General features: G+C 70.9%; 20 protein-coding genes. 8 read left to right on the top strand and 12 right to left on the bottom strand.

The window, feature by feature from the left end; all coding sequences use genetic code 11:
• Window positions 1-31: 31 nt before the first annotated feature.
• From CLV71_RS48835 to CLV71_RS34795, 3 genes are all read right to left on the bottom strand, one after another.
• Window positions 32-895, bottom strand: coding sequence for a universal stress protein (locus tag CLV71_RS48835; RefSeq protein ID WP_208297899.1), 864 nt, complete (start codon window positions 893-895; stop codon window positions 32-34).
• Between the two features lie 2 nt (window positions 896-897).
• The gene (locus CLV71_RS34800; protein WP_133907161.1) at window positions 898-1,803 is read right to left on the bottom strand and encodes a universal stress protein; all 906 of its coding nucleotides are present in this window, start codon (window positions 1,801-1,803) and stop codon (window positions 898-900) included.
• 153 nt (window positions 1,804-1,956) lie between these two features.
• Window positions 1,957-3,408 carry a bifunctional aminoglycoside phosphotransferase/ATP-binding protein gene (locus CLV71_RS34795; RefSeq protein WP_243867000.1) on the bottom strand — a complete coding sequence of 484 codons (1,452 nt, stop codon included), beginning with the start codon at window positions 3,406-3,408 and terminating at the stop codon, window positions 1,957-1,959.
• A gap of 171 nt (window positions 3,409-3,579) precedes the next feature.
• Here CLV71_RS34795 and CLV71_RS34790 point away from each other — a divergent pair, with 171 nt between their 5' ends.
• A complete protein-coding gene (locus CLV71_RS34790) occupies window positions 3,580-4,593 on the top strand; it encodes a hypothetical protein (protein WP_133907159.1) in 1,014 nt (337 codons plus the stop codon).
• A gap of 416 nt (window positions 4,594-5,009) precedes the next feature.
• Window positions 5,010-5,474 carry a CoA-binding protein gene (locus CLV71_RS34785; protein ID WP_133907158.1) on the top strand — a complete coding sequence of 155 codons (465 nt, stop codon included), beginning with the start codon at window positions 5,010-5,012 and terminating at the stop codon, window positions 5,472-5,474.
• Here CLV71_RS34785 and CLV71_RS34780 read toward each other — a convergent pair.
• Window positions 5,437-6,027, bottom strand: coding sequence for a 2-oxoacid:acceptor oxidoreductase family protein (locus tag CLV71_RS34780; RefSeq protein WP_133907157.1), 591 nt, complete (start codon window positions 6,025-6,027; stop codon window positions 5,437-5,439). The genes CLV71_RS34785 and CLV71_RS34780 overlap by 38 nt on opposite strands.
• 213 nt (window positions 6,028-6,240) lie before the next feature.
• On the opposite strand from CLV71_RS34780, the gene CLV71_RS34775 reads away from it, so the two are divergent.
• Window positions 6,241-6,690: a universal stress protein gene (locus tag CLV71_RS34775; RefSeq protein ID WP_243867024.1), complete on the top strand. Its 450-nt coding sequence runs from the start codon at window positions 6,241-6,243 to the stop codon at window positions 6,688-6,690.
• 94 nt (window positions 6,691-6,784) lie between these two features.
• Here the strand turns inward: CLV71_RS34775 and CLV71_RS34770 are convergent, their stop codons facing one another.
• Complete coding sequence (locus tag CLV71_RS34770; RefSeq protein WP_133907155.1) at window positions 6,785-7,798, bottom strand: zinc-dependent alcohol dehydrogenase; 1,014 nt, start codon at window positions 7,796-7,798, stop codon at window positions 6,785-6,787.
• Window positions 7,799-7,947: 149 nt separating this feature from the next.
• Between CLV71_RS34770 and CLV71_RS34765 the strand changes: the two genes are divergently transcribed.
• The 4 genes from CLV71_RS34765 to CLV71_RS34750 all read left to right on the top strand — a co-directional run bounded on the left by CLV71_RS34765 (window position 7,948) and on the right by CLV71_RS34750 (window position 12,244).
• Window positions 7,948-10,659 (top strand): cation-translocating P-type ATPase, encoded by a 2,712-nt coding sequence (locus CLV71_RS34765; RefSeq protein WP_133907154.1) that lies wholly within the window; start codon window positions 7,948-7,950, stop codon window positions 10,657-10,659.
• Window positions 10,660-10,670: 11 nt separating this feature from the next.
• Entirely contained in the window at window positions 10,671-11,072 is a 402-nt protein-coding gene (locus CLV71_RS34760) for a pyridoxamine 5'-phosphate oxidase family protein (RefSeq protein ID WP_133907153.1), read from the top strand.
• A gap of 161 nt (window positions 11,073-11,233) precedes the next feature.
• Window positions 11,234-11,482, top strand: a complete 249-nt coding sequence (locus CLV71_RS34755) for a hypothetical protein (protein WP_133907152.1) — start codon at window positions 11,234-11,236, stop codon at window positions 11,480-11,482.
• A 486-nt stretch (window positions 11,483-11,968) separates the two neighbouring features.
• A complete protein-coding gene (locus CLV71_RS34750) occupies window positions 11,969-12,244 on the top strand; it encodes a hypothetical protein (protein ID WP_133907151.1) in 276 nt (91 codons plus the stop codon).
• A gap of 33 nt (window positions 12,245-12,277) precedes the next feature.
• Here CLV71_RS34750 and CLV71_RS34745 read toward each other — a convergent pair whose 3' ends face one another.
• From CLV71_RS34745 to CLV71_RS50500, 3 genes are all read right to left on the bottom strand, one after another.
• The gene (locus tag CLV71_RS34745) at window positions 12,278-12,664 is read right to left on the bottom strand and encodes a CBS domain-containing protein (RefSeq protein WP_133907150.1); all 387 of its coding nucleotides are present in this window, start codon (window positions 12,662-12,664) and stop codon (window positions 12,278-12,280) included.
• 61 nt (window positions 12,665-12,725) lie between these two features.
• The gene (locus tag CLV71_RS34740) at window positions 12,726-13,124 is read right to left on the bottom strand and encodes an Hsp20/alpha crystallin family protein (protein WP_133907149.1); all 399 of its coding nucleotides are present in this window, start codon (window positions 13,122-13,124) and stop codon (window positions 12,726-12,728) included.
• A gap of 75 nt (window positions 13,125-13,199) precedes the next feature.
• Entirely contained in the window at window positions 13,200-13,343 is a 144-nt protein-coding gene (locus CLV71_RS50500; protein ID WP_341771701.1) for a PLDc N-terminal domain-containing protein, read from the bottom strand.
• Here CLV71_RS50500 and CLV71_RS49675 point away from each other — a divergent pair.
• Complete coding sequence (locus CLV71_RS49675) at window positions 13,273-13,425, top strand: hypothetical protein (RefSeq protein ID WP_243866998.1); 153 nt, start codon at window positions 13,273-13,275, stop codon at window positions 13,423-13,425. The two genes, CLV71_RS50500 and CLV71_RS49675, sit on opposite strands and share 71 nt — an antisense overlap.
• Before the next feature lie 52 nt (window positions 13,426-13,477).
• Here the strand turns inward: CLV71_RS49675 and CLV71_RS34730 are convergent, their stop codons facing one another.
• From CLV71_RS34730 to CLV71_RS34715, 4 genes are read right to left on the bottom strand one after another with little or no spacing between them, the layout of a single operon-like run.
• Entirely contained in the window at window positions 13,478-15,724 is a 2,247-nt protein-coding gene (locus CLV71_RS34730; RefSeq protein ID WP_341771697.1) for a heavy metal translocating P-type ATPase, read from the bottom strand.
• A 31-nt stretch (window positions 15,725-15,755) separates the two neighbouring features.
• Window positions 15,756-16,634: a universal stress protein gene (locus tag CLV71_RS34725; protein ID WP_133907146.1), complete on the bottom strand. Its 879-nt coding sequence runs from the start codon at window positions 16,632-16,634 to the stop codon at window positions 15,756-15,758.
• Window positions 16,631-17,575: a universal stress protein gene (locus tag CLV71_RS34720; RefSeq protein ID WP_133907145.1), complete on the bottom strand. Its 945-nt coding sequence runs from the start codon at window positions 17,573-17,575 to the stop codon at window positions 16,631-16,633. Before CLV71_RS34720 ends, CLV71_RS34725 begins: the two co-directional genes overlap by 4 nt.
• Before the next feature lie 12 nt (window positions 17,576-17,587).
• Complete coding sequence (locus CLV71_RS34715; protein ID WP_133907144.1) at window positions 17,588-18,523, bottom strand: Acg family FMN-binding oxidoreductase; 936 nt, start codon at window positions 18,521-18,523, stop codon at window positions 17,588-17,590.
• Window positions 18,524-18,593 lie beyond the last annotated feature (70 nt).

Below are 18,593 nucleotides of genomic sequence, written 5' to 3'. Positions count from 1 at the left end.
TTGTCTCCCTCGCTGGGTGTCGGGACAGGGATCAGCCGAATGCTCTGGCGTCGTTCTGCCGGGACTCGTGGTTCGGGCGGGCCACCACGACCGGGCAGGCGCTCTCGCGGATGAGGTGGCGGCTCACCGAGCCGAACAGGCCCGAGGCGAGGCGCCCACGCCCCCGGGAGCCGAGCACCAGCAGTGCGGCGTCCCGTGAGGCGTCGGCGAGTACGTACCGGGGGTCGCCGCGCACGATCTCGTCCTCCACGGCGACGTCCGGGTACTGCTCGCCGAACCCGGCGAGCGCGCGCGCCGCGTTCCTCGACGTGTCGTACGGACCTGGTGGCAGGCAGTGGACCGCGGTGAGCGGCCGGTGCGCCCGGGCCGCCGCCGCGAAGGCGTAGGCGACCGCGGCCCGCGAGGTGCCGTGCCCGTCGAGTGCCACCACGACGGGGGCGGACGCTGGCGTCGTCCACTCCCGTCGTGGCACCACCGCCAGCGGGCACGGCGCGGTGGTCAGCAGGTCCCCGGGTATCGAGCCGCTGATGGCCTCGACGAACGGGCTCGCGTCGTCCGCGCCGACCACCAGCAGGGCGGCGTTCTCGGCCGCGGCACGCAGGACCGAGGCAGGCGGCCCGGTCGCCAGGTCGGTCGAGACGGCCACGCCCGGCAAGCCGTCCCTGACGTACCGCACCATCTCGGTGAGCTGCCGTTCGGCCTGTGCGCGGTACTCGGGCGCGGGATCGGCCGGCAGGTACTGGTCGGGCGCGGCCGGTCCCGGACGCGCCGTCAGCAGGCGCAGCTCGGCGTCCCGTGCGGCTGCCTCGGCGGCGGCGAAGGCCACGAGCGAACGGCGTGAGTCGAAAGTGGACACTCCGGCCACCACCAGGCGGCCTTCGTCGTTGGCGGCCATGGTCAGTTCCGTTCCTTCCGCACGACCGCGACCGGGCATCCGGCGTGGTGCAACACCTTCTGGCTGACCGAGCCGAGACCGAGCCCGGTGAACGTGCCGTAGCCGTGGGATCCGACGACGACCAGCTGCGCGCCGGACGCGTGCTTCACCAGCGCGCGTCCCGGCCGGTCCCGTACGACCAGTGGCCGGATCTCGACCTGCGGGAACTTCCCCTGCCAGGCGCCGATGCGCTCGGTGAACTCCCGCTCCTCCTCCGCCTGCAGCCAGTTCCAGTCGATCGTCGACGGCAGGGTGGCCCACGTGGGACTCACGTCGATGTCGAACCAGGTGTGCACGGCGACCAGCGGCACGCCGCGAGCCGCCGCGGCCTCGCACGCGAAGGTCATGGCGGCGTCGCTCAGGTCGGAGTCGTCGACACCGACGACGATGTGGCCGGTCTCCGGCGGCACGCCGTCCTCGGCGACGGAGTGCGTCACGACGACCGGGCAGTGCGCGTGCGCGGACACCGTCACGGCCACCGAGCCGACGAGCAGCGAGGCCAACCCGCCGAACCCACGGGAGCCGAGCACGAGCAGCCGCGCCGTCCTCGACTCGGCGACGAGCACCTCGCTCGGCACGCCGTCGCGGACCTCGGCGGTGACGTCGATGTCCGGCACCGCACGCCGCGCGGCGCGGGTCGCCTCGGCCAGCCAGTGCCGGCCCTGCTCGGTGTGCGCGGCGCGGTACTCCCACGGCGGGGAGACCTGTCGCGGATGCCGCACCGGGGCCAGGTGGCACACGTGCACGAGCCGCAGGGATACGTTGCGGCGCCGTGCTTCCCTCGCCGCCCAGCGCACCGCGTGCAGCGCGGAGTCGGAACCGTCCACCCCGACGACGACGCTGTGCTCACCGTCGAATTCGTCGCTCATGTCATCTCTCCTCGCGGTGACCGCGGAACACTGCTGGTACTTCTCGCTTCACACTCAGCCTGGCCGGACGGCAAGCGGCGCGACAGCGGCGAGATTCCCTTACCGGCAGGGCATTTCGTCCCAACCAGCCGGGCCGGACGGGTGGTAGCGGCACTAACCCAGCACGAGTCGCGTCGCCTCGGCCAGCGCGCTCGCCGGGGTGTCCGAGGTGTCCACGGCGACCGCGTCCGGCCACGGGTCCGCTGCCGCCGCCATGGCCTGCGCGATCGCGGGGTCGGCGTCGGACAGGGAGCCCGTCCTGCCGCGCAACCGAGCTTCGGTGACCGCTGTCGGTGCCGCACAACGCAGCTCGACGAGTCCGCTGCTCGTCCGCTTGGCCACGTCCCGGGCGAGGAGCCGTTCCGCCTCGGCCGACCAGGACGCGTCCAGCACCACCGACTCGCCGCGTGCCAGCAGTTCACCCGCGCGCCGCAGCAGCTCCGCGTAGGTGCGCGTGGTGTGCTCGCGGGTGTAGATCCCGTCCCGATAGGCGGCATTCGCGTGGTGGCCGGGATCCAGGCCGGCGAGCTCCTTGCGAAGCCGGTCACTCGACAGCAGCACGGCGCCCAGCCGGTCGGCGAGCAGGCCACCGATCGTGGTCTTGCCGCTGCCCGGCAGTCCGCCGACCAGGACGAGCCGGACCGCGCCGCGGCGGAGGTGCCGCACGGCGATGTCCGCGTACAGTCGGGCCTCATCCGCCGCCGACGCGTCGCCCTGCGCGTGCCGCAGGCAGGCGACCTTCACCCGGACGAAGGCCCGGTAGGCGATGTAGTGCGCACGCAGCGAAGCCGGTGCTGGATCAGCGGTGTGTTCGGCGTAACGGTCGAGCAGCAGCTCACCGAGCTCCGGGGCGCCGAGCCGTTCCAGGTCCATCGCGAGGAACGCGATGTCGTCGAGCCCGTCCAGTCTGCGCAGGCGGTCGGCGAACTCCAGGCAGTCCAGCACTCTCGGGCCGTCGTCGAGGACGAAGATGTCGTCGGCGATCAGGTCGCCGTGCCCGTCGACGACGCGGCCGTCGTCGATCCGTGACTGGAACAGGGTTTCGCGACCGGCGAGGAAGTCACGGGTGCGGTGTTCGATCTCGGCGAGCAGGTCCGGGTCGAGCACACCGCCGCCGACCGACTCGACCTGCGCGAAACTCGCCTCCCAGCGGCCGGCGAGTGCCTCGCGGGTGCCTTCCACGTCCACGTGCGGGCCCCGTTCGGCGGTCGTGTGGAACGCCGCGATCACACGCGCCAGCCGGCCGATCGCGTCCCGCACCGGCGCGCTGGACCGCACCAGTGTGCTGAGCCGCCGGTCGTCGGGCATCCTCCGCATCACGACCAGGCTCTCACCGGGCGTGTCGTCCACGTCGGACAGTTGGGCGACGCCGAGGTAGACGTCCGGCGCGAGACGCCGGTTCAGCGCGACCTCGCGCCCGCACGCCTCGCGCCGCAGCTCCGGCGTGCTGAAGTCGAGGAAACCCATGTCCACTGGTTTCTTGAGCTTGTACACCCTGTCCCCGACGAGGAAAACCACCCCGATGTGGGTTTCGCGCACGGCGGCGAAGGGCCTGTTCTCGGTCACACGACCAGGGTCGCGACGAAACCCGCACCGGGCCAGGGAACAACGTCCCCGGAAGTCCCGGCCGTCGCGCACCGCCGGGACCTTCACCGCACGTATGGGGACATAGGGCCCTCCATGTGACGAAATCCCGTACATACGGTCGTGGCGATTGGTTCTGGGGAAGGAGAAATCATGAAAGTACTGAGATCGACGGCGCTCTCGCTTCTCGCGGTGGTACTCGCGTTGTTCGGCGTGCCGTCGGCCGCGGCGGCTCAGTCGCCGCCGGTGGTGAGCGGCGGTGTCCCGCCGACGTTCGCTCAACTGCTCACGGCGACGAACGACGGCGGCCTGTTCCACGCTCTCCGCTCCGAGAACGGCGCGTGGACACCGATCGGCAACGTGAAGCTCGTGGCCGGCGATCCCGGCTACGTGTACGACGCCGCTGAAATGGTCTCCCTCGGCCAGCTCCACGTGGTCGTAGCGACCAGTCTCGGGCTGTACCACGCGATCCGGGACAACAGCGGCGCGTGGACCGCGTTCGGCGACGTGTTCAACGAGGCGGGCAACCCCGGCTACGTGCTGAATGTCGCCGCGGCCGACGTCGGGGGATCGCTGCACGTTCTCGTCAGCACGAGCAACGGCGGTCTGTACCACACGATCCGCGACCCGAACGGTGCCTGGACCCTCTTCGACGACGTCAGCACAGAGTCGGGAGGGCCGGGATATGTGACGGACATCGGTGCGGGTGGGACCTACAACGAGCTGCAGATGGTGGTGACCAACAGCTACGGCCGTGTCTACCACGCGATCCGCCACGCCGACGGCACGTGGACACGTCTCGGTGACGTGAAGCAGATGACCGGGAACCCAGGATGGGTGGTGCGTTCCGCTGCCGCCGTTGTCAACAACGACCTGCACGTCGTCCTCTGCACGGACGCAGGTGGCGTGTTCCACGCCGTCCGGGACTACTACGGCACGTGGACACGCGTCGGTGACGTGAAGCAGGTGACCGGCGACCCGGGGCGGGTGAGCGACGTGGCCGTCACCGGCATCTACGGGGTGGCGCAGATCGCTGTCGCGACGGAGTACGGCGGCGTGTTCCACGCGATCCGCCGCTACGACGGCACGTGGACCCCGATGGGCAACGTGAAACAGGTGACCGGCGACCCGGGAGCGGTGTCACGGGTGAGCATCGCCGTCCAGTAGTCGACAACACAGGTGGCCGCTCGATCACACCGGTCGGGCGGCCACCGCGCCGTGCAGGTAGGCGGCGATGTCCAGCGTCCACTGGTCGTGGGCGGGCCGGTCACGCAGGTCGCCGTACCTGGCCACCGCAGATCCGCGGCATGATCCGGGCTACGAGCGGCAGTGCCCGGTCGTGCACCGCGCTGCCGGCCACGAGGGCGTCATAGCCCGCAAAGCGTGAGCCGGCCGGCGAGGTCTCGGACATCGACCACGGGAACCCGGTCCACTGGTCGAGACGAGTGCCCAAGGTCCCGGTCCGACGGGACCGGCGACCGCCTCTGCCGGACAAGGACCTTCGACCCGTACCGCACCGACAGCGGTCCCTGTCGCACCAGGGGCGAGTCATCCAGCATCGGGGAGGAGAGAGAGGAGGAGCCATGCGCAAGATCAACGGGGTCGCGGCGGAGTTCCTCGCCAAGAAGCGGATCGCGGTCACGGGTGTGTCGCGTACTCCGGAGGGGCACGGAGGCAACGTCGTGCACCAGCGGCTGCGGGAACGCGGCTACGAGGTGTTCGCGGTGAACCCCAACGCGGACGAGATCGCGGGCGAGCGTTGCTACCACGACCTGAAGTCCATCCCCGGCGGCGTGGACGCGGTGGTGATCGCCACACGGCCGGAGGTCGCGGACGCCACCATGCGGGAGTGTGCGGAGCTCGGTGTCGGGATGGTGTGGATGCACCGCTCCTTCGGCGAGGGCAGTGTGTCACCGGACGCCACCCGCTACGGCCGCGAGCACGGGATCACGGTGATCGACGGTGGCTGCCCGCTGATGTTCCCGCCCGCGTCGGACCCCGGTCACCGGTTCATGCGGTGGTTCTGCCACGTGCCGAGGAGCGTCTGACGGTCGGGTGGACGAGGTCCTCGAGCTCGTCGCGGACGACGCCGAAGGTGGTCACCGCCGCTGCCGCGCTCGTCCTGCCGGCCTTGCCGGGGAAACGCTGGAGGACGGCCGCGAGCACCGAGTCCAGTGACACGGCGCGGGTCAGCGCCGCGAAGCCACCGGCGAGGGTCGCGTCGAGACACGGCTGGCCGATCAGCTTGCGGGCGATCTCCGTGGCGGGCACGGTGATCGCCCGCTCCGGCCGCAGTGCGAGTGGCGGCAGGCCGAGGTTGTCGATCCGCTGGCCGGAGTTGACCAACAGGTAACCGTCCTCGGGCAGCCCGTCGAGCACGTGGTCCAGCAGACCGGCGTCCGCGACGATCAGCGCGTCGACGCCGTGCTCCCCCGCCCCACCGAGCCTGCATGACGCCACGACCTCGCCCTCCACCCGATCCGCGGTGAACTCGGGGGACGCCTGCGCTGACAGGCCCCCCATCGACGCCGCGATCGCCAGCAGCTCGGCGGTGGCGAGGACACCCTGCCCCTGCCGGCCGTGAATGCGAACCTCGATCATCGGGCCCGCCCCCTTTCGCGTTCCGCGCGGTACTCGTTCATTGGTATCCACGACGGGGATTCACTGTCAGGGACGGATGTCCTCGGTGGCGCGCCACAAGTCACCACCCGCCCGTGTCCGGCGCGGTCAGGGACCTTCGACCGTACCGGGCACGGGCCAAGGGCCGTGGGGACACCACAGGCGGGCGCGCACACTCGGGGTGCGAAGGAAGTGATGGAGATGAACGGCATGGTCGTCGGTGTGGACGGTTCGGCGGCGAGTGTCGCCGCGCTGCGGTGGGCGATCGCGCAGGCGAGGGCACACGGGTGCCCGATCACGGCGGTCGAGGTGCGAGCTCCGGCTCACCCTCTGCCGGGAGCCTCGTACGCGGTCCAGCCCTACGGGTCCGCGCCACCGGTCGAGCGGACCCGGACACGGCTGCACGACACGGTCACGGCCGCTGTCGCGACGGTCGCGGACGCTCCCGAGATCGTCGAGATGCGGCTGGAAGGCGACCCCGGTGCCGAGTTGGTGCGCGCCGCCCACGACACGGGCTCGACGCTCGTCCTCGGCTACACCCCGCACACCCGGCTCACCGAGTTCCTGTTCGGCCGGGTCACCGGCGAGTGCCTGCGGCTCTCCCGCCAGCCCGTGGTGCTCGTGCCCGACAGCGGCCGGCGGTGACGCCTCCCGGTGCCGGCGTCGAACGTCACCACGACGTCGACGCCGGCCACACAACCGGGACACGGGTGACCGCGCCGGCCGTCCTCTTCGGACCCTAGAACCGGAACACGAGCCGGGCGGGCACGCGGCCGTTGACCACGTCGTCGAAGCACTCGTTGACGTCGGCCAGGTCGCGGGTCTGCGCGATCACCTTCGTTCGGCCGGCCGCGTGCAGCGCGAACACCTCCGACAGGTCCTCACGCGTGCCGACGATCGAGCCGATGACCGAGATGCCACCCAGCACCGTCTCGAAGATCGGCACCGCGAGAGTGGCGTTGTCGGCGGGCAGCGCGACCATCACCAGCCGGCCGCCGCGGCGCAGTGACCGGAAGGCCTGTTCGAACGGCCCGGGCTTCGCGGCGAGCACGACGGCGACATCGGCGCCACCTACCCGGCGGATGGCCTCGGCCGGGTCTTCCTTCGCCGCGTTCACGAGGTGGTCGGCACCCAGCTCCTCGGCCAGCTCGAGCTTCTCGTCCTCGATGTCGACCGCGGTGACGAACCCGCCGACGACGCGTGCGTACTGCACCGCCATGTGTCCCAGGCCGCCGACGCCGAACACCGCGACCCGTTCGGCCGGCACGACCTTCGCGACCTTGATGGCCTTGTAGGTCGTCACCCCTGCGCACGTCAGCGGTGCGGCGTCCACCGAGGTCACTCCGTCCGGCACCTGGACGATCCCGTTGGCGTAGGCCAGTGCGTACTCGGCGTAGGCACCGTCGATCGAGTACCCGCTGTTGACCTGGCTCTCGCACAGGGTCTCCCAGCCCGACACGCAGTACCGGCAGTGCCCGCAGGACGACCCGAGCCACGGGATTGCCACACGCCTGCCCACCAGGTCGGCCGGCACCCCGGCACCGACGGCCTCGACGCGGCCGATGCCCTCGTGGCCGGGGATGAACGGGGGGTTGGGCCTGACCGGCCAGTCGCCGTGCGCGGCGTGGATGTCCGTGTGGCAGAGCCCCGATGTCTCCATCCGCACCAGCACCTGGTCAGAGCCAGGCCGCGGCACGGGGAGTTCCTGGATCTCCAACGGCTTGCTGAAGTCGGTGACAACCGCTGCTTTCACCGTCGTGCTCCTCTCGATGAGTGGTCCACTTCCTCGGTCCACACTCATCAGTGACCAGCCGGCGCGACAGGGACATTGGTCCCAGCTCGCGAGGCCCAACGCCTCCGGCGGCACAGGGGACCGCCGTCGACAGTGAGGACATGGGCCCCATGACCGTCGACACCGACATTCGAACGCAGGACCCCCGCGAACCCCTCGACCGCCTGCTCCGCGAGCTGCGGTCCAAGGCGGACGGGCTGCCTGAACGCGAGGCGGCACGGCGCCGGGTCGTGTACGGACCGAACGAGCTCTCCCGCCGCAGGCGTCGGAACTGGCTCCGTGACCTGCTACGCCAGTTCACCCACCCGCTCGCACTGTTGCTGTGGCTCGCGGCCGCACTCGCACTGTTCTCCGGGACCACCGTGCTGGCCTGCGCGATCGTCGCGGTCATCGTGTTGAACGCGGGACTCGCGTTCTTCCAGGAGCAGCAGGCAGAACGCGCGGTCGAGGCGCTCGCCGCGTACCTGCCGGCCCGCGCGGTGGTGCTGCGTGACGGACATCGCACGGTCGTCGAGGCACGGGACCTGGTGCCCGGCGACGTCCTGGTGATCGAGGAGGGTGACCGCGTATCGGCGGACGCGCGGCTGCTGTCCGGCGCGGTCGAGGTCGACCTGTCCACCCTGAACGGCGAGTCGCTGCCCGCGTTCCGTTCGGCGGATCTGACCGATGTGGACGGACAGCTGCTCGACGCACGTGATCTGGTGTTCAGCGGAACCAACTGCACGGGCGGCGCGGCGACCGCTGTCGTGTTCGCCACCGGCATGCGCACCGAACTGGGTCGCATCGCGGCGCTGTCGCAGCGGGTCGACCGCGACGACAGCCCACTCGAGCGGCAGGTGAAGCGAGTCGCGTGGTTGATCGCGGCCGTCGCGATCGGGGCGGGCATCGCGTTCCTGCCGCTCGGCGCACTCGTCGCCGGGCTGCCGCTGCCCGACGCGGTGAACTTCTCGATCGGCCTGCTCGTCGCCAATGTCCCGGAAGGACTGCTGCCGACGATCACGCTGGCGCTCGCGGTCGGCGTGCGGGTGCTCGCCCGCGGAGGCGCGGTCGTCAAGCGGCTCTCAGCGGTGGAGACACTCGGCTCCACCACGGTCATCTGCACCGACAAGACCGGCACCCTCACCCAGAACCGCATGCGGGTCACGGACATCTGGACGCCGGCGGGGGTCGTGGAGCTCGACACGGGAGAACCCGTCACGCCGGGCGTACGGGCATTGACCGCCGCGGTCGCCGCCTGTTCACACGCCGAGTACGACCCGGCCGCGCCCGACGCCGCGACGGGTGACCCGACCGAGGTCGCGCTGCTGCGCGCGGTCGCGGGTCTCGGCTCCGACGTCGCCGCCTCGTCACGCGACGCGGGCCGGCTGTGCCAGTTCCACTTCGACCCTGCGCTGCGGCTGATGTCCACCGTGGACTCCGTGGCCGGCGAGCGGTTGGTCCACGTTAAGGGCGCGCCGGAGGAGGCGCTGGCGCGCACGACCCTGATCACCGACCCCGACGGCACGTCCCGCCCGATGACCGAGGCCGACCGCGCGGACGTGTCCTCGGTGATCGCCGGGTACGCCGCGCACGGCTTGCGGTTGCTGGCCGTCGCCCGGCGCACGCTCGACCCCGGCACTCCCCTGCCGGACCGGCGCGAGGACGCCGAGACCGACCTGGCGTTGCTCGGTGTCGTCGCCATGTTCGACCCGCCGCGGCCCGAGGTCGCCGACGCCGTCGCCCGCTGCCACACGGCCGGGATCCGGCTGATCGTCGTCACCGGCGACCACCCCCTCACCGCCGCCGAGATCGCCCGCGGGGTCGGCATAGCCCGCGCCGACACCACGGTGCTCACCGGCGCCGACCTCGAGGCCATGAGCGAGAAGGACCTCGACGCGCTGCTGCGCCGTGGCGAGGAGCTGGTCTTCGCCCGCAGCTCCCCCGAGGTGAAGCTCCGCATCGCCGACGCGTTGCGGGCACAGGGAAACGTCGTCGCGATGACCGGCGACGGGGTCAACGACGCACCCGCACTGCGCCGTGCCGACATCGGCGTGGCCATGGGCGTCAGCGGCACCGACGTGGCCCGCGAGGCATCGACCATGGTGCTCACCGACGACAACTTCGCCACGGTCGTCACCGCCGTCGAGGCGGGCAGGCGGGTCTACGACAACGTGCGCAAGTTCATCGTGTACATCTTCGCGCACGCCACTCCGGAAGTGGTGCCGTTCCTGGTCTTCGCCCTGTCCGGTGGCGCGATCCCGTTGCCGTTGACCGTGTTGCAGATCCTCGCGATCGACCTGGGCACCGAGACCCTGCCGGCACTCGCACTCGGCCGAGAACCCGCGGAACCCGGGCTCATGCACCGGCCGCCGCGCCGCCACACCGACGGCGTCATCGACAGGCGGATGCTCGGCCGGGCCTGGGGCCTGCTGGGTGGCATCTCGGCGTTGCTGGTGCTCGCGGGGTTCTTCGTCACCCTGCTCGCCGGCGGCTGGCACCTCGGTGCGCCGACCGGGCCGGGCAGCCCGCTGCACGAGGTGTGGCTGCAGGCCACGACCATGTCGTTCCTGGGAATCGTCGCGTGCCAGATCGGCACGGCGTTCGCGTCCAGGACGCGACTCGCCTCCCTGCGGGCGATCGGACCGTTCAGCAACCGGTTGCTGTTGTGGGGCATCGCCTTCGAGGTCGCCTTCGCCGCCGCGCTCGTCACCGTGCCGTGGCTGCGCGACCTGTTCGGCACCGCCCTGCCACCGGTCTCGCACCTCGCCCTACTGCCCCTGTTCCCCGTCCTCGTGTGGGGTGCGGACGAACTGTGGCGCCGCCGCGCGCGGGCCCGCGACTGAAGGAGCACCCCATGGAACCCCGGCTGGAAGTCCTGGACCGCGCGGAGTGCCTGGCCTTGCTGGGCACCGTGCGGGTGGGCAGGCTTTTCTTCACCGAGGGCGCGTTGCCCGCGGTGCAACCGGTCAACTTCCGCCTGTACCAGGAGCAGGTGGTGATCCGCGTGGCAGGCGGCGCGAAACTGGGCGCCGCGGCCGCCCATTCCGTCGTCGCCTTCGAGGCCGACGACCTCGACCCAGACCTGCGCGCCGGGTGGAACGTCACAGCGGTGGGCCGCGCCGAGCGGATCACGGCCGTGGACGACCTGGTCGCTGTCTCCGGCATGTGGCTGCGTCCCTGGGTCGACGGTCGTCGCGCCCACTTCGTCCGGATCGGCCTGGAGAAGGTCACCGGCCGCAGGCTTCACCCGAGGTGAGCGGGAAGTGGGCAGGGCCGTAGGTCCCTCCGTGCGGGGCCGGTTGGGTGTTCGTCTCACAGGGCCCTACGTCGCAAGGGATTCGCGGACTTGGCCTCTGCCGGTGTCGGCGGCAATCCGCGAGGCTTGTGACAACGAACACAGCAGCGGAGGCGATCCACATGGGTATCAAGGACTTCACCGCGAGGCACCGCTCGATACTGCGGGCCATCGCCGACGGCCGAGGGCAGATCGTCGTCAACCGGCGCGCCAACCTCGCCGTCGACGGCCTGTGGTGCGACTTCTCCGCCACCAACGACCTCGTGGGCAACGGACTGGTCGGCCCCGCGTGGTCGGCCCCCGCCGGGGCGACCGCACCGGCGGTGCTCACCACGGGCGGCGCCGAGACACTGGCGCTGTTGATCACCTAGCCCGTCGCCAGCCGAACTTTGTGATGTTTGTGCTGTCTTCGTTAATATGGCTGGTTCTAGCACCGGACTTGGTAGCGACCGAGACCGATGTCGGTTTTGACGATCGGGAAGCACTCCTCGCGAGCCCATCGGGCGCATGCGACTCGGACCGGTTCCTCGTCCAGCGGGGTAGCTAGGGTGCAGCACAGGTAGTAGACGAGTTCGAATTCCACTCCAGTCGGGGTGATCTGACGGTAGACGAGCAGCCGACCGTTTTACCCATCAGGATGTTCTGGTGGCCGTTACACAGGCGCAACGTCGGGATCCCGAAGCACCGTAGCCGACCGATCGGCATTTCCAAGATCAAAAATCCACGAAGGCATGATCACAAAGTGTGACTGAGTACTAATTCTTGCACGGTTGCACGCCATCGGGAATAATTCAGGCACCCAAGTCGACACTCGAAGAACGTGGACAACCAGGGATCTTGAGGTAGGCTAACTGATCATGGACGACGAGTTTGACGATCTCGAACCCGCGGACAGGTCAAACATCGACGATGCCCCTGATATCATATCTCATGAAGAGGAGGTACCCTCCGATCCAGAGGCACTCAGTGCCCAGCTTAAAGAAGAGATATGTAATGAATTGCGCACCCCTGAGAGCGTGCCTTGTTCCTCGTCGTCATCAGACAACGACGAATCGACCGAAAGACCCGATGGCATGATTCGGGATACCCCAGAAGACAAGCTTAACCAGTGCTACGGGATGAATCGTTACTGATCAATGATCGGGACAACGTATTGAGACGAGCCATTACTCCGTAGCCAGCCTGCGCAGCAGGTCGGTCGCGGTCACGATCCCGGCTATCCGGCCGTCGTGGGCGACGACCGCCGCGTCGGTCTCCGCGTCGACCATCGCCCGCGCGATCACGTGCACGTCGTCGGACACGCCGACCACCGCCATCGGTGTCCGTGCCACGGCTCTGACCGGCGGCGGCATGGCGGTGGCCGTGGACCACAACCGCCACAGCACGTCCGACTCGTGCAGCAACCCGACACAGCGGCCCTGGTCGGCCACCAGGAGATGGCGCACTCCCGCCTCCGCCATCATCCGCAACGCCACCTCCAGCGGCGCCTGCGGCACGATCCCGAGCACTTCCGGCGTCATGACGAGCTTCGCCGTGGCATCGGTCGTTGACATGACCACCTCCGTGGAGAAACCGCCGGGTGGCGGGGACGCCCCGCCACCCGGTTCGTTTCGGTCACCTGGTGACCGAGACCTCGATCTGCCTCGTGTCCGTCTCGGGCTTCACCGGCACGACCACCTCGAGGATCCCCGCGTCGTAGGTCGCCGAGATCTCGTCGGGCACCGTGCCGGCCGGCAGGCGGACCGTCCGCGCGAACTTGCCGTAGAAGAGTTCGCTGTGGGCCTTCTCGTGCTTCTCCTCGGCCCGCTCGGCCGCGATGGCCAGCTCGTTGCCATGGACCTGGATGTGGATGTCCTTCTCCGGGACCATGCCGGGCAGCTCGGCACGCAGCACGTACTTCCCGTCCTCCCGGTAGTCCTCGATCCGCACCGCGTGGCGGTCGCCGAACGGCCAACCCTCCAGCAGCCGGACGACGTCCGGCAGGATCAGCGAACGTGGCATCAGACTCGTCATCTTCTTCTCCTTTCCTCGGAGTGCCACAGTTCCAGCGAACCGCCGCGCCGCGACCGAACACAGGGCGAGAGGTCCTCATGAGACGGGACCTTCGGCACCGTCCGGGTGGGACCCGCACCCGCCCCGGCGTCGCCCTACACACAGGTACGTGATCGGACCGACGAAGTTCACCGCGATCACGAACGCCCACAACGGTTTCCGCCCGCGCACCGCCGCCATCGGCCGGCGGGCGAGATCGGTCCACGCGGTCGCGGCGAGCCCGACCTGTATGGCGAACATGCCGGCGAACGCCCAACGTTGACCAGAAGTGAGGTCTCGCCAGTGTTTACGTGCCATGACCATCTCCCAACTCCTCAGTGTTCGCGGTCGGCGAGCACGAAGTAGTCCTGCTCCTCCTGCGCGAAGTGCAGTGTCAGTACGGCGTCGAGGCCGTACAGCGTCGCGCGCAGGTCGTCCACCTGGTCCGCCGTCGGTTCGGCGGCCAGGTGGCGACCGAGCCGCCCGGCCAGTCGTTCGATCTCCGCGTGGCCTCGGCTCATCGGCGCGATACCGGCCCGTCCCCCGACCATCGGCGCCACCGCCGGGTACAGCTCCTGCTCCTCGGCTCGCTCGTGCGGCAGGATCCGGTCGACGAGCGCCTGGTGCGCGGCCCGGACCCGTGCCCGGGCGAGTGGTGTCAACCCGCCGGACAGCGCGTCGGCCGCGCCCCGGACCGCCGACCTCGCGTCCGCCAGGTCGGCGTGCTCGGCCCGGAAGCGGGTGATGAGCCTGCGGGCGACCAGCGGCACCTCCGCGGCGCCGTTGCCCCGCAGGGCGCGGAGTGCGTTGCCGACGGCGAGCACGTCGATCAGTTCCTGCACCAGCGCGCCTGCCGCGGGAGCCAGGAACCCGGACACCGCCGCGAGCATGGCTACCAACGACAGCCCGACACCGAGCGCCGCGCTCTGCACGGCGATCCCTCTGGCACGACGCGCGCTCTCGACCGCGTCGGCGAGCCGGTCGATGCCCTCGTCCGTGAGCACCGCGTCCGCGACCTGTGCGGTGGCGGTGAGGCCTCGGGCGGCGACCGCCACCCCGACGTCCGCCGCCGCGAGCGCCGGGGCGTCGTTGACGCCGTCGCCGACCGCCATCGTCGGCGCGTGCTCCTGCTCCGCCAGGACACGTGCGACCTTCTCCCGCGGACTGGCGTCGGCGACCACGTCGTCGAGGCCGAGCAGGCGGCCCACGTCCTCGGCCACCTCGCGTCGGTCACCGGTCACGAGGACGAGCCGGTCCACACCGGCGGCGCGGAGCCGGCCGAGGGTACGGCCCGCCTCCGGCCGCAGCTCGTCACGGACCAGCAGCGCGGCCACCGGTTCCCCGGCGACCCGCACCCACACGACGCCGGCCGCGTCGAGCCGGGCGCGGCGCACCGCCGACCGCGCCCAGCCGGGCAGGTCCGTGGTGGCCGCCCTGCCGACGGCTACGTCGAGCCCGTCGACCACACCCTCGGCGCCCGCGCCCGGTACGTCCCGCACGGCCGTCGCGGTGCCGACCGGCACCCGGGCCCGCCTGGCCGCTGTCACCACCGCGGTGGCCAGTACGTGCGGCGACTCCCGCTCCACCGCGGCGGCCAGGCCCAGTACCCGGCCCGTCTCCTTTCCGGGTGCCGTGAGGACCTCGGTTACCACCGGAGCGCCCACAGTCACCGTCCCGGTCTTGTCGAGGATCGCGGTCCGGACCCGACCGAGGCGTTCGAGCACCGCGCCGTCCTTCACCACGACGCCGCGCCGCGACACCGCGGACATCCCGCCCGCGATCGCGACCGGCACCGCGAGCAGCAGCGGGCACGGGGTCGCCGTCACCAGCACCGCCACCGCCCGTGCGGGCTCCCCGGTCCACCACCAGCCGAATCCCGCGACCGCGAGCGCGACCGGTACCAGCACCACCGCGAACCGGTCGGCGATCCGCGCGACCGGTGCGGCCCCGGCGAGTGCCTGCTCCGCCAGCCGGACCACACCCGCGTAGGCACTCCCCTCGGCCGTGCGCACCGCGCACACGGCCACCACCGCACCCGCGTTGCACACACCGCTCCGAACCACGGTGTCCGCCTCCCTGGCCACCGGCAGCGGCTCGCCGGTCAGCGCGGACTCGTCGAAGACACCCGGCTCGAGCAGCCGGCCGTCGACCGGCACGACCTCACCGGAACGCACCACCACGACGTCCCCGACCGCCACCTCGGCCAGCGGTACGGCGAGTACCGCACCACCGCGGCGAACCCGGGCCGTGCGCGGCGCCCTGGCGAGCAACGCATCCAGGTCGCGGTGCGCCCGCCCACGCGCGTAGCACTCCAGTGCCTGCCCAGTCCCCAGCATCAACGCGATCAACGCGCCGGCGAGGTGCTCACCGACGAGGAGCGTGCCCACCAGGCTCGCGGTGGCCAGCACGTCCGTGCCGAACCGACGCGCGCGCAGGTCGGACACCACCATCGACAGCGAGAACACGAGCCCCGCGACCGTGACCGCGACCCAGACCCACGGCAGTGCCGCACCCGCCAGGGTGGCCGCCGCCAGCACGGCGACGACCACCACCCACGGGCGCCACGACACCCGTCCATCCACAGCAGACCTCCGTCGGGTGGCCGTCATGGCGTCACTCCTGGTGGTCAGGCTCCGTGTGCACGACCACGACCGGGCACGGGGCGTGGTGCAGCAGGTGCTGACCGGTCGAGCCGAGCACCAGGCCCTGGAACCCGCCGCGACCACGGGTGCCGACGACCACGAGCCGCGCCTTGCCCGCGTAGCGCAGCAGTGCCCGCGACGGGTGGTCGCGTACGACCTCGCGAGCAACGTGCACGTCCGGGTACTTCTCCTGCCAGCCCGCCAGCCGCTCCGCGAGTGTCTCGTAGGCGCGCTGCTGGGCCGGCTCGAAGTCGGGCGGCTCGGGATGACCGAGCAGCACCGTGTCGACCGCGGTGTCGGCCCAGGTGTGCACGGCGACCAGATCGGTGCCGTGCAGGGAGGCCTCGGCGAACGCGAACGCCACGGCGGCCTCGCTCTTCGGCGTCCCGTCCACCCCCACGACCACCGGACCCTGGACGGGTTCGGTGCCGCGGACGACCACCATGGGGCAGTGCACGCGGCCGGCGAGCAGCACGGCCGTCGAACCGATGAGCAGCCCGGTGAAACCACCGAGTCCTCTGGTCCCGAGCACCAGAAGCGAGGCGTTCAGCGACTCCTTGACCAGAGCCGGAACGACCGACGCCGTCATCAGCACGAGCTGGGGACGCAGTTCGCCCGACACCTCGTGGGCGACCTGCCTGGCCTCGTTCAGCCACAGCTTTCCCTGGTCGTTCAACGCCTTCTGGACCACGGCGGGCTCCACGATGCCGCCGGGCAACCCGATCGGCGTCGAGTACACGTTGACCAGCCGCAGCGGCACGCCGCGGCGCTTGGCCTCCTCAGCCGCCCAGCGGACCGCCTGAAGGGCCGACGGGGAGCCGTCCACCCCGACCACGATCGGATACTTCATGACCGTCCTCCCTCGGAATTCTCCTGTCCGCCAACGGAACCGGTCGCGACCTGGGTTCGTGCCACCGCGACGGGGCACTCGGCGTGGTGCAGCAGAGACTGGCTGACCGAGCCGAGGCCGATACCGGCGAACGCCCCGCGCCCACGCGAGCCGACGACGATGAGCTGGGCGCCCGCCCCGTGCGTCAACAGAGCGTGGTCCGGCCGGTCTCGCACCACGACGGGCCGCACCTCGACCTGGGGGAACTTCTCACGCCAGGCGACGAGCCGCTCGGCGAGGAGTTTCTCCTCCTCCTTCTGCAGCCAGTCCCAGTCGATGGTGCCGGGAAGAACCGCCCACGCGCCTGCCATGTTCACGTCCAGCCAGGTGTGCACGGCGACCAGTGGCACCGCTCGTGCCGCCGCCTCCTCGAACGCGAAGGTCAGCGCGCCGTCGCTGAGCTCGGAGCCGTCGACCCCGACCACGACCGGGCCGTCGACGGGTGGCGCTCCATCCACTGTGGACGCGTGTATCACGACGACCGGGCAGTGCCCGTGCGCGGCCAGTGCCACGGCGACGGAGCCGACGAGCAGCGAGGCGAACCCGCCGAGTCCACGGGAACCGAGGACCGCCAGCTGCGCGGTATGCGTCTCGTTGATCAGCACGTCCGCGGCAAGACCGGCGTGCAGGTCGGTCGACACGGCCAGACCGGGAACGACGTGGAGGGCGGCCTCGGTCGCCTCGGTCAGCCAGTGCCGTCCCTGCTCCAACACCGCGTTCTGGTACTCCGCGGGCGGCGAGATCTGCCGGGGGTGGCGAACCGGCACCAGGTTGGTCGCGTGCAGGAGCCGCAACGGCGCGCCGCGGCGCTCGGCCTCACGTGCCGCCCAGCGCACGGCGTGCAGCGCGGAATCCGAGCCGTCCACACCGACGACCACAGGTTGTCCGTATACGTTGGTCATGATCATCTCTCCTCAGGGGTGGTTGGGATGGCCGAAGCGGAGCAGCAGCTGTGGAAACCCGTTCAACGACAGGGCCTCCACCAGTCCTGCCCGCACCTCGCGCAGTTGGAACGGTTGGGTGAGCAGCGAACCGACCAGTCCGGCCGCCGTCGCGGTGAGCCAGACCTGTTCGGCCGCCATGCCGGCGCGCACGTGGTCCGGCGGGCCGTCGTCCGTGGTCTCGACCAGGATCAGGAGCTCCCCCGCGAGCCGGTCGGCGAGGGTGTCGACGTCGGGCACCGAGGTCGTGCGCCGGACCAGGCCTGCCCACGGCAACGTCGCGGTGCGGCGGATGGCCGAGGACACGCCCTCGCCCGGCAGCGGGTCCCGGACCGGCGCGGTCCAGGCCGTCAGCTCCCGCTGGTACGCGTGGTCGGCGCGCAACACGAGCACGGCGTGGTGCAGCAGCCGCGCGACGACCTCGGTCTCGGTCACGAGCCGGACCCCGACGCCGTCGACTCCCTGTGCGGCGGCGAGCGCGGTCCGCAGGCCGGCCTCGACGGGCTCCGGGGCGAACGGTCCGCGGTAGCTGTGCCGGCCGTGGATCGCGCCGTGGCGCGCCACGTCCACTTCGGACGGCTCGGCGCGGCGGATGGCCGTCACGCACGCCACCTCGTCCGGCCGGGTGCGGTCGGGCCGTAGTTCGACCTCGGGCACCCAGCCGAGGACTCGCATGGCGAGCAGCACGTGTTCGAGTGCCGCCCCGCAGGAGATCAACCGGTCGCGGCCCAGCGGGTCGTGGTGCGGCAGTGCCCGGTCCAGCCGTTCGTACAGCGAGACCCGGTGGTCGTCGTGGAACTCCAGGACCCATGGCCGGGTGTTGTGCACCGAAGGCGCCCGCATGGCCGCCGCGGCGATCAGGCTCTGCTCGTCCCGCGTCCAGTCGCTGATAGGACTACCTTCGTTCATGGCCGGGACCTCCGGGGAACGCTTGCTTCGCTTGTCCTGCGAGGACTGTCATGAGACGGCGTCCCTGGAG

Origin of the sequence: Actinophytocola oryzae, from assembly GCF_004364325.1 — a bacterium.
In the GTDB taxonomy this organism is placed as follows: Bacteria; Actinomycetota; Actinomycetes; order Mycobacteriales; family Pseudonocardiaceae; genus Actinophytocola; species Actinophytocola oryzae.
Note: the sequence above shows the minus strand (reverse complement) of the source record. Positions and strands in the feature narration are given on the sequence as shown.

Coding starts and splice junctions, on each gene's coding strand:
- CLV71_RS48835 (WP_208297899.1), bottom strand. CDS start 895: ATGGCCGCCAACGACGAAGGCCGCCTGGTGGTGGCCGGAGTGTCCACT.
- CLV71_RS34800 (WP_133907161.1), bottom strand. CDS start 1,803: ATGAGCGACGAATTCGACGGTGAGCACAGCGTCGTCGTCGGGGTGGAC.
- CLV71_RS34790 (WP_133907159.1), top strand. CDS start 3,580: ATGAAAGTACTGAGATCGACGGCGCTCTCGCTTCTCGCGGTGGTACTC.
- CLV71_RS34785 (WP_133907158.1), top strand. CDS start 5,010: ATGCGCAAGATCAACGGGGTCGCGGCGGAGTTCCTCGCCAAGAAGCGG.
- CLV71_RS34780 (WP_133907157.1), bottom strand. CDS start 6,027: ATGATCGAGGTTCGCATTCACGGCCGGCAGGGGCAGGGTGTCCTCGCC.
- CLV71_RS34775 (WP_243867024.1), top strand. CDS start 6,241: ATGGAGATGAACGGCATGGTCGTCGGTGTGGACGGTTCGGCGGCGAGT.
- CLV71_RS34765 (WP_133907154.1), top strand. CDS start 7,948: ATGACCGTCGACACCGACATTCGAACGCAGGACCCCCGCGAACCCCTC.
- CLV71_RS34760 (WP_133907153.1), top strand. CDS start 10,671: ATGGAACCCCGGCTGGAAGTCCTGGACCGCGCGGAGTGCCTGGCCTTG.
- CLV71_RS34755 (WP_133907152.1), top strand. CDS start 11,234: ATGGGTATCAAGGACTTCACCGCGAGGCACCGCTCGATACTGCGGGCC.
- CLV71_RS34750 (WP_133907151.1), top strand. CDS start 11,969: ATGGACGACGAGTTTGACGATCTCGAACCCGCGGACAGGTCAAACATC.
- CLV71_RS34745 (WP_133907150.1), bottom strand. CDS start 12,664: ATGTCAACGACCGATGCCACGGCGAAGCTCGTCATGACGCCGGAAGTG.
- CLV71_RS34740 (WP_133907149.1), bottom strand. CDS start 13,124: ATGACGAGTCTGATGCCACGTTCGCTGATCCTGCCGGACGTCGTCCGG.
- CLV71_RS50500 (WP_341771701.1), bottom strand. CDS start 13,343: ATGGCGGCGGTGCGCGGGCGGAAACCGTTGTGGGCGTTCGTGATCGCG.
- CLV71_RS34725 (WP_133907146.1), bottom strand. CDS start 16,634: ATGAAGTATCCGATCGTGGTCGGGGTGGACGGCTCCCCGTCGGCCCTT.
- CLV71_RS34720 (WP_133907145.1), bottom strand. CDS start 17,575: ATGACCAACGTATACGGACAACCTGTGGTCGTCGGTGTGGACGGCTCG.
- CLV71_RS34715 (WP_133907144.1), bottom strand. CDS start 18,523: ATGAACGAAGGTAGTCCTATCAGCGACTGGACGCGGGACGAGCAGAGC.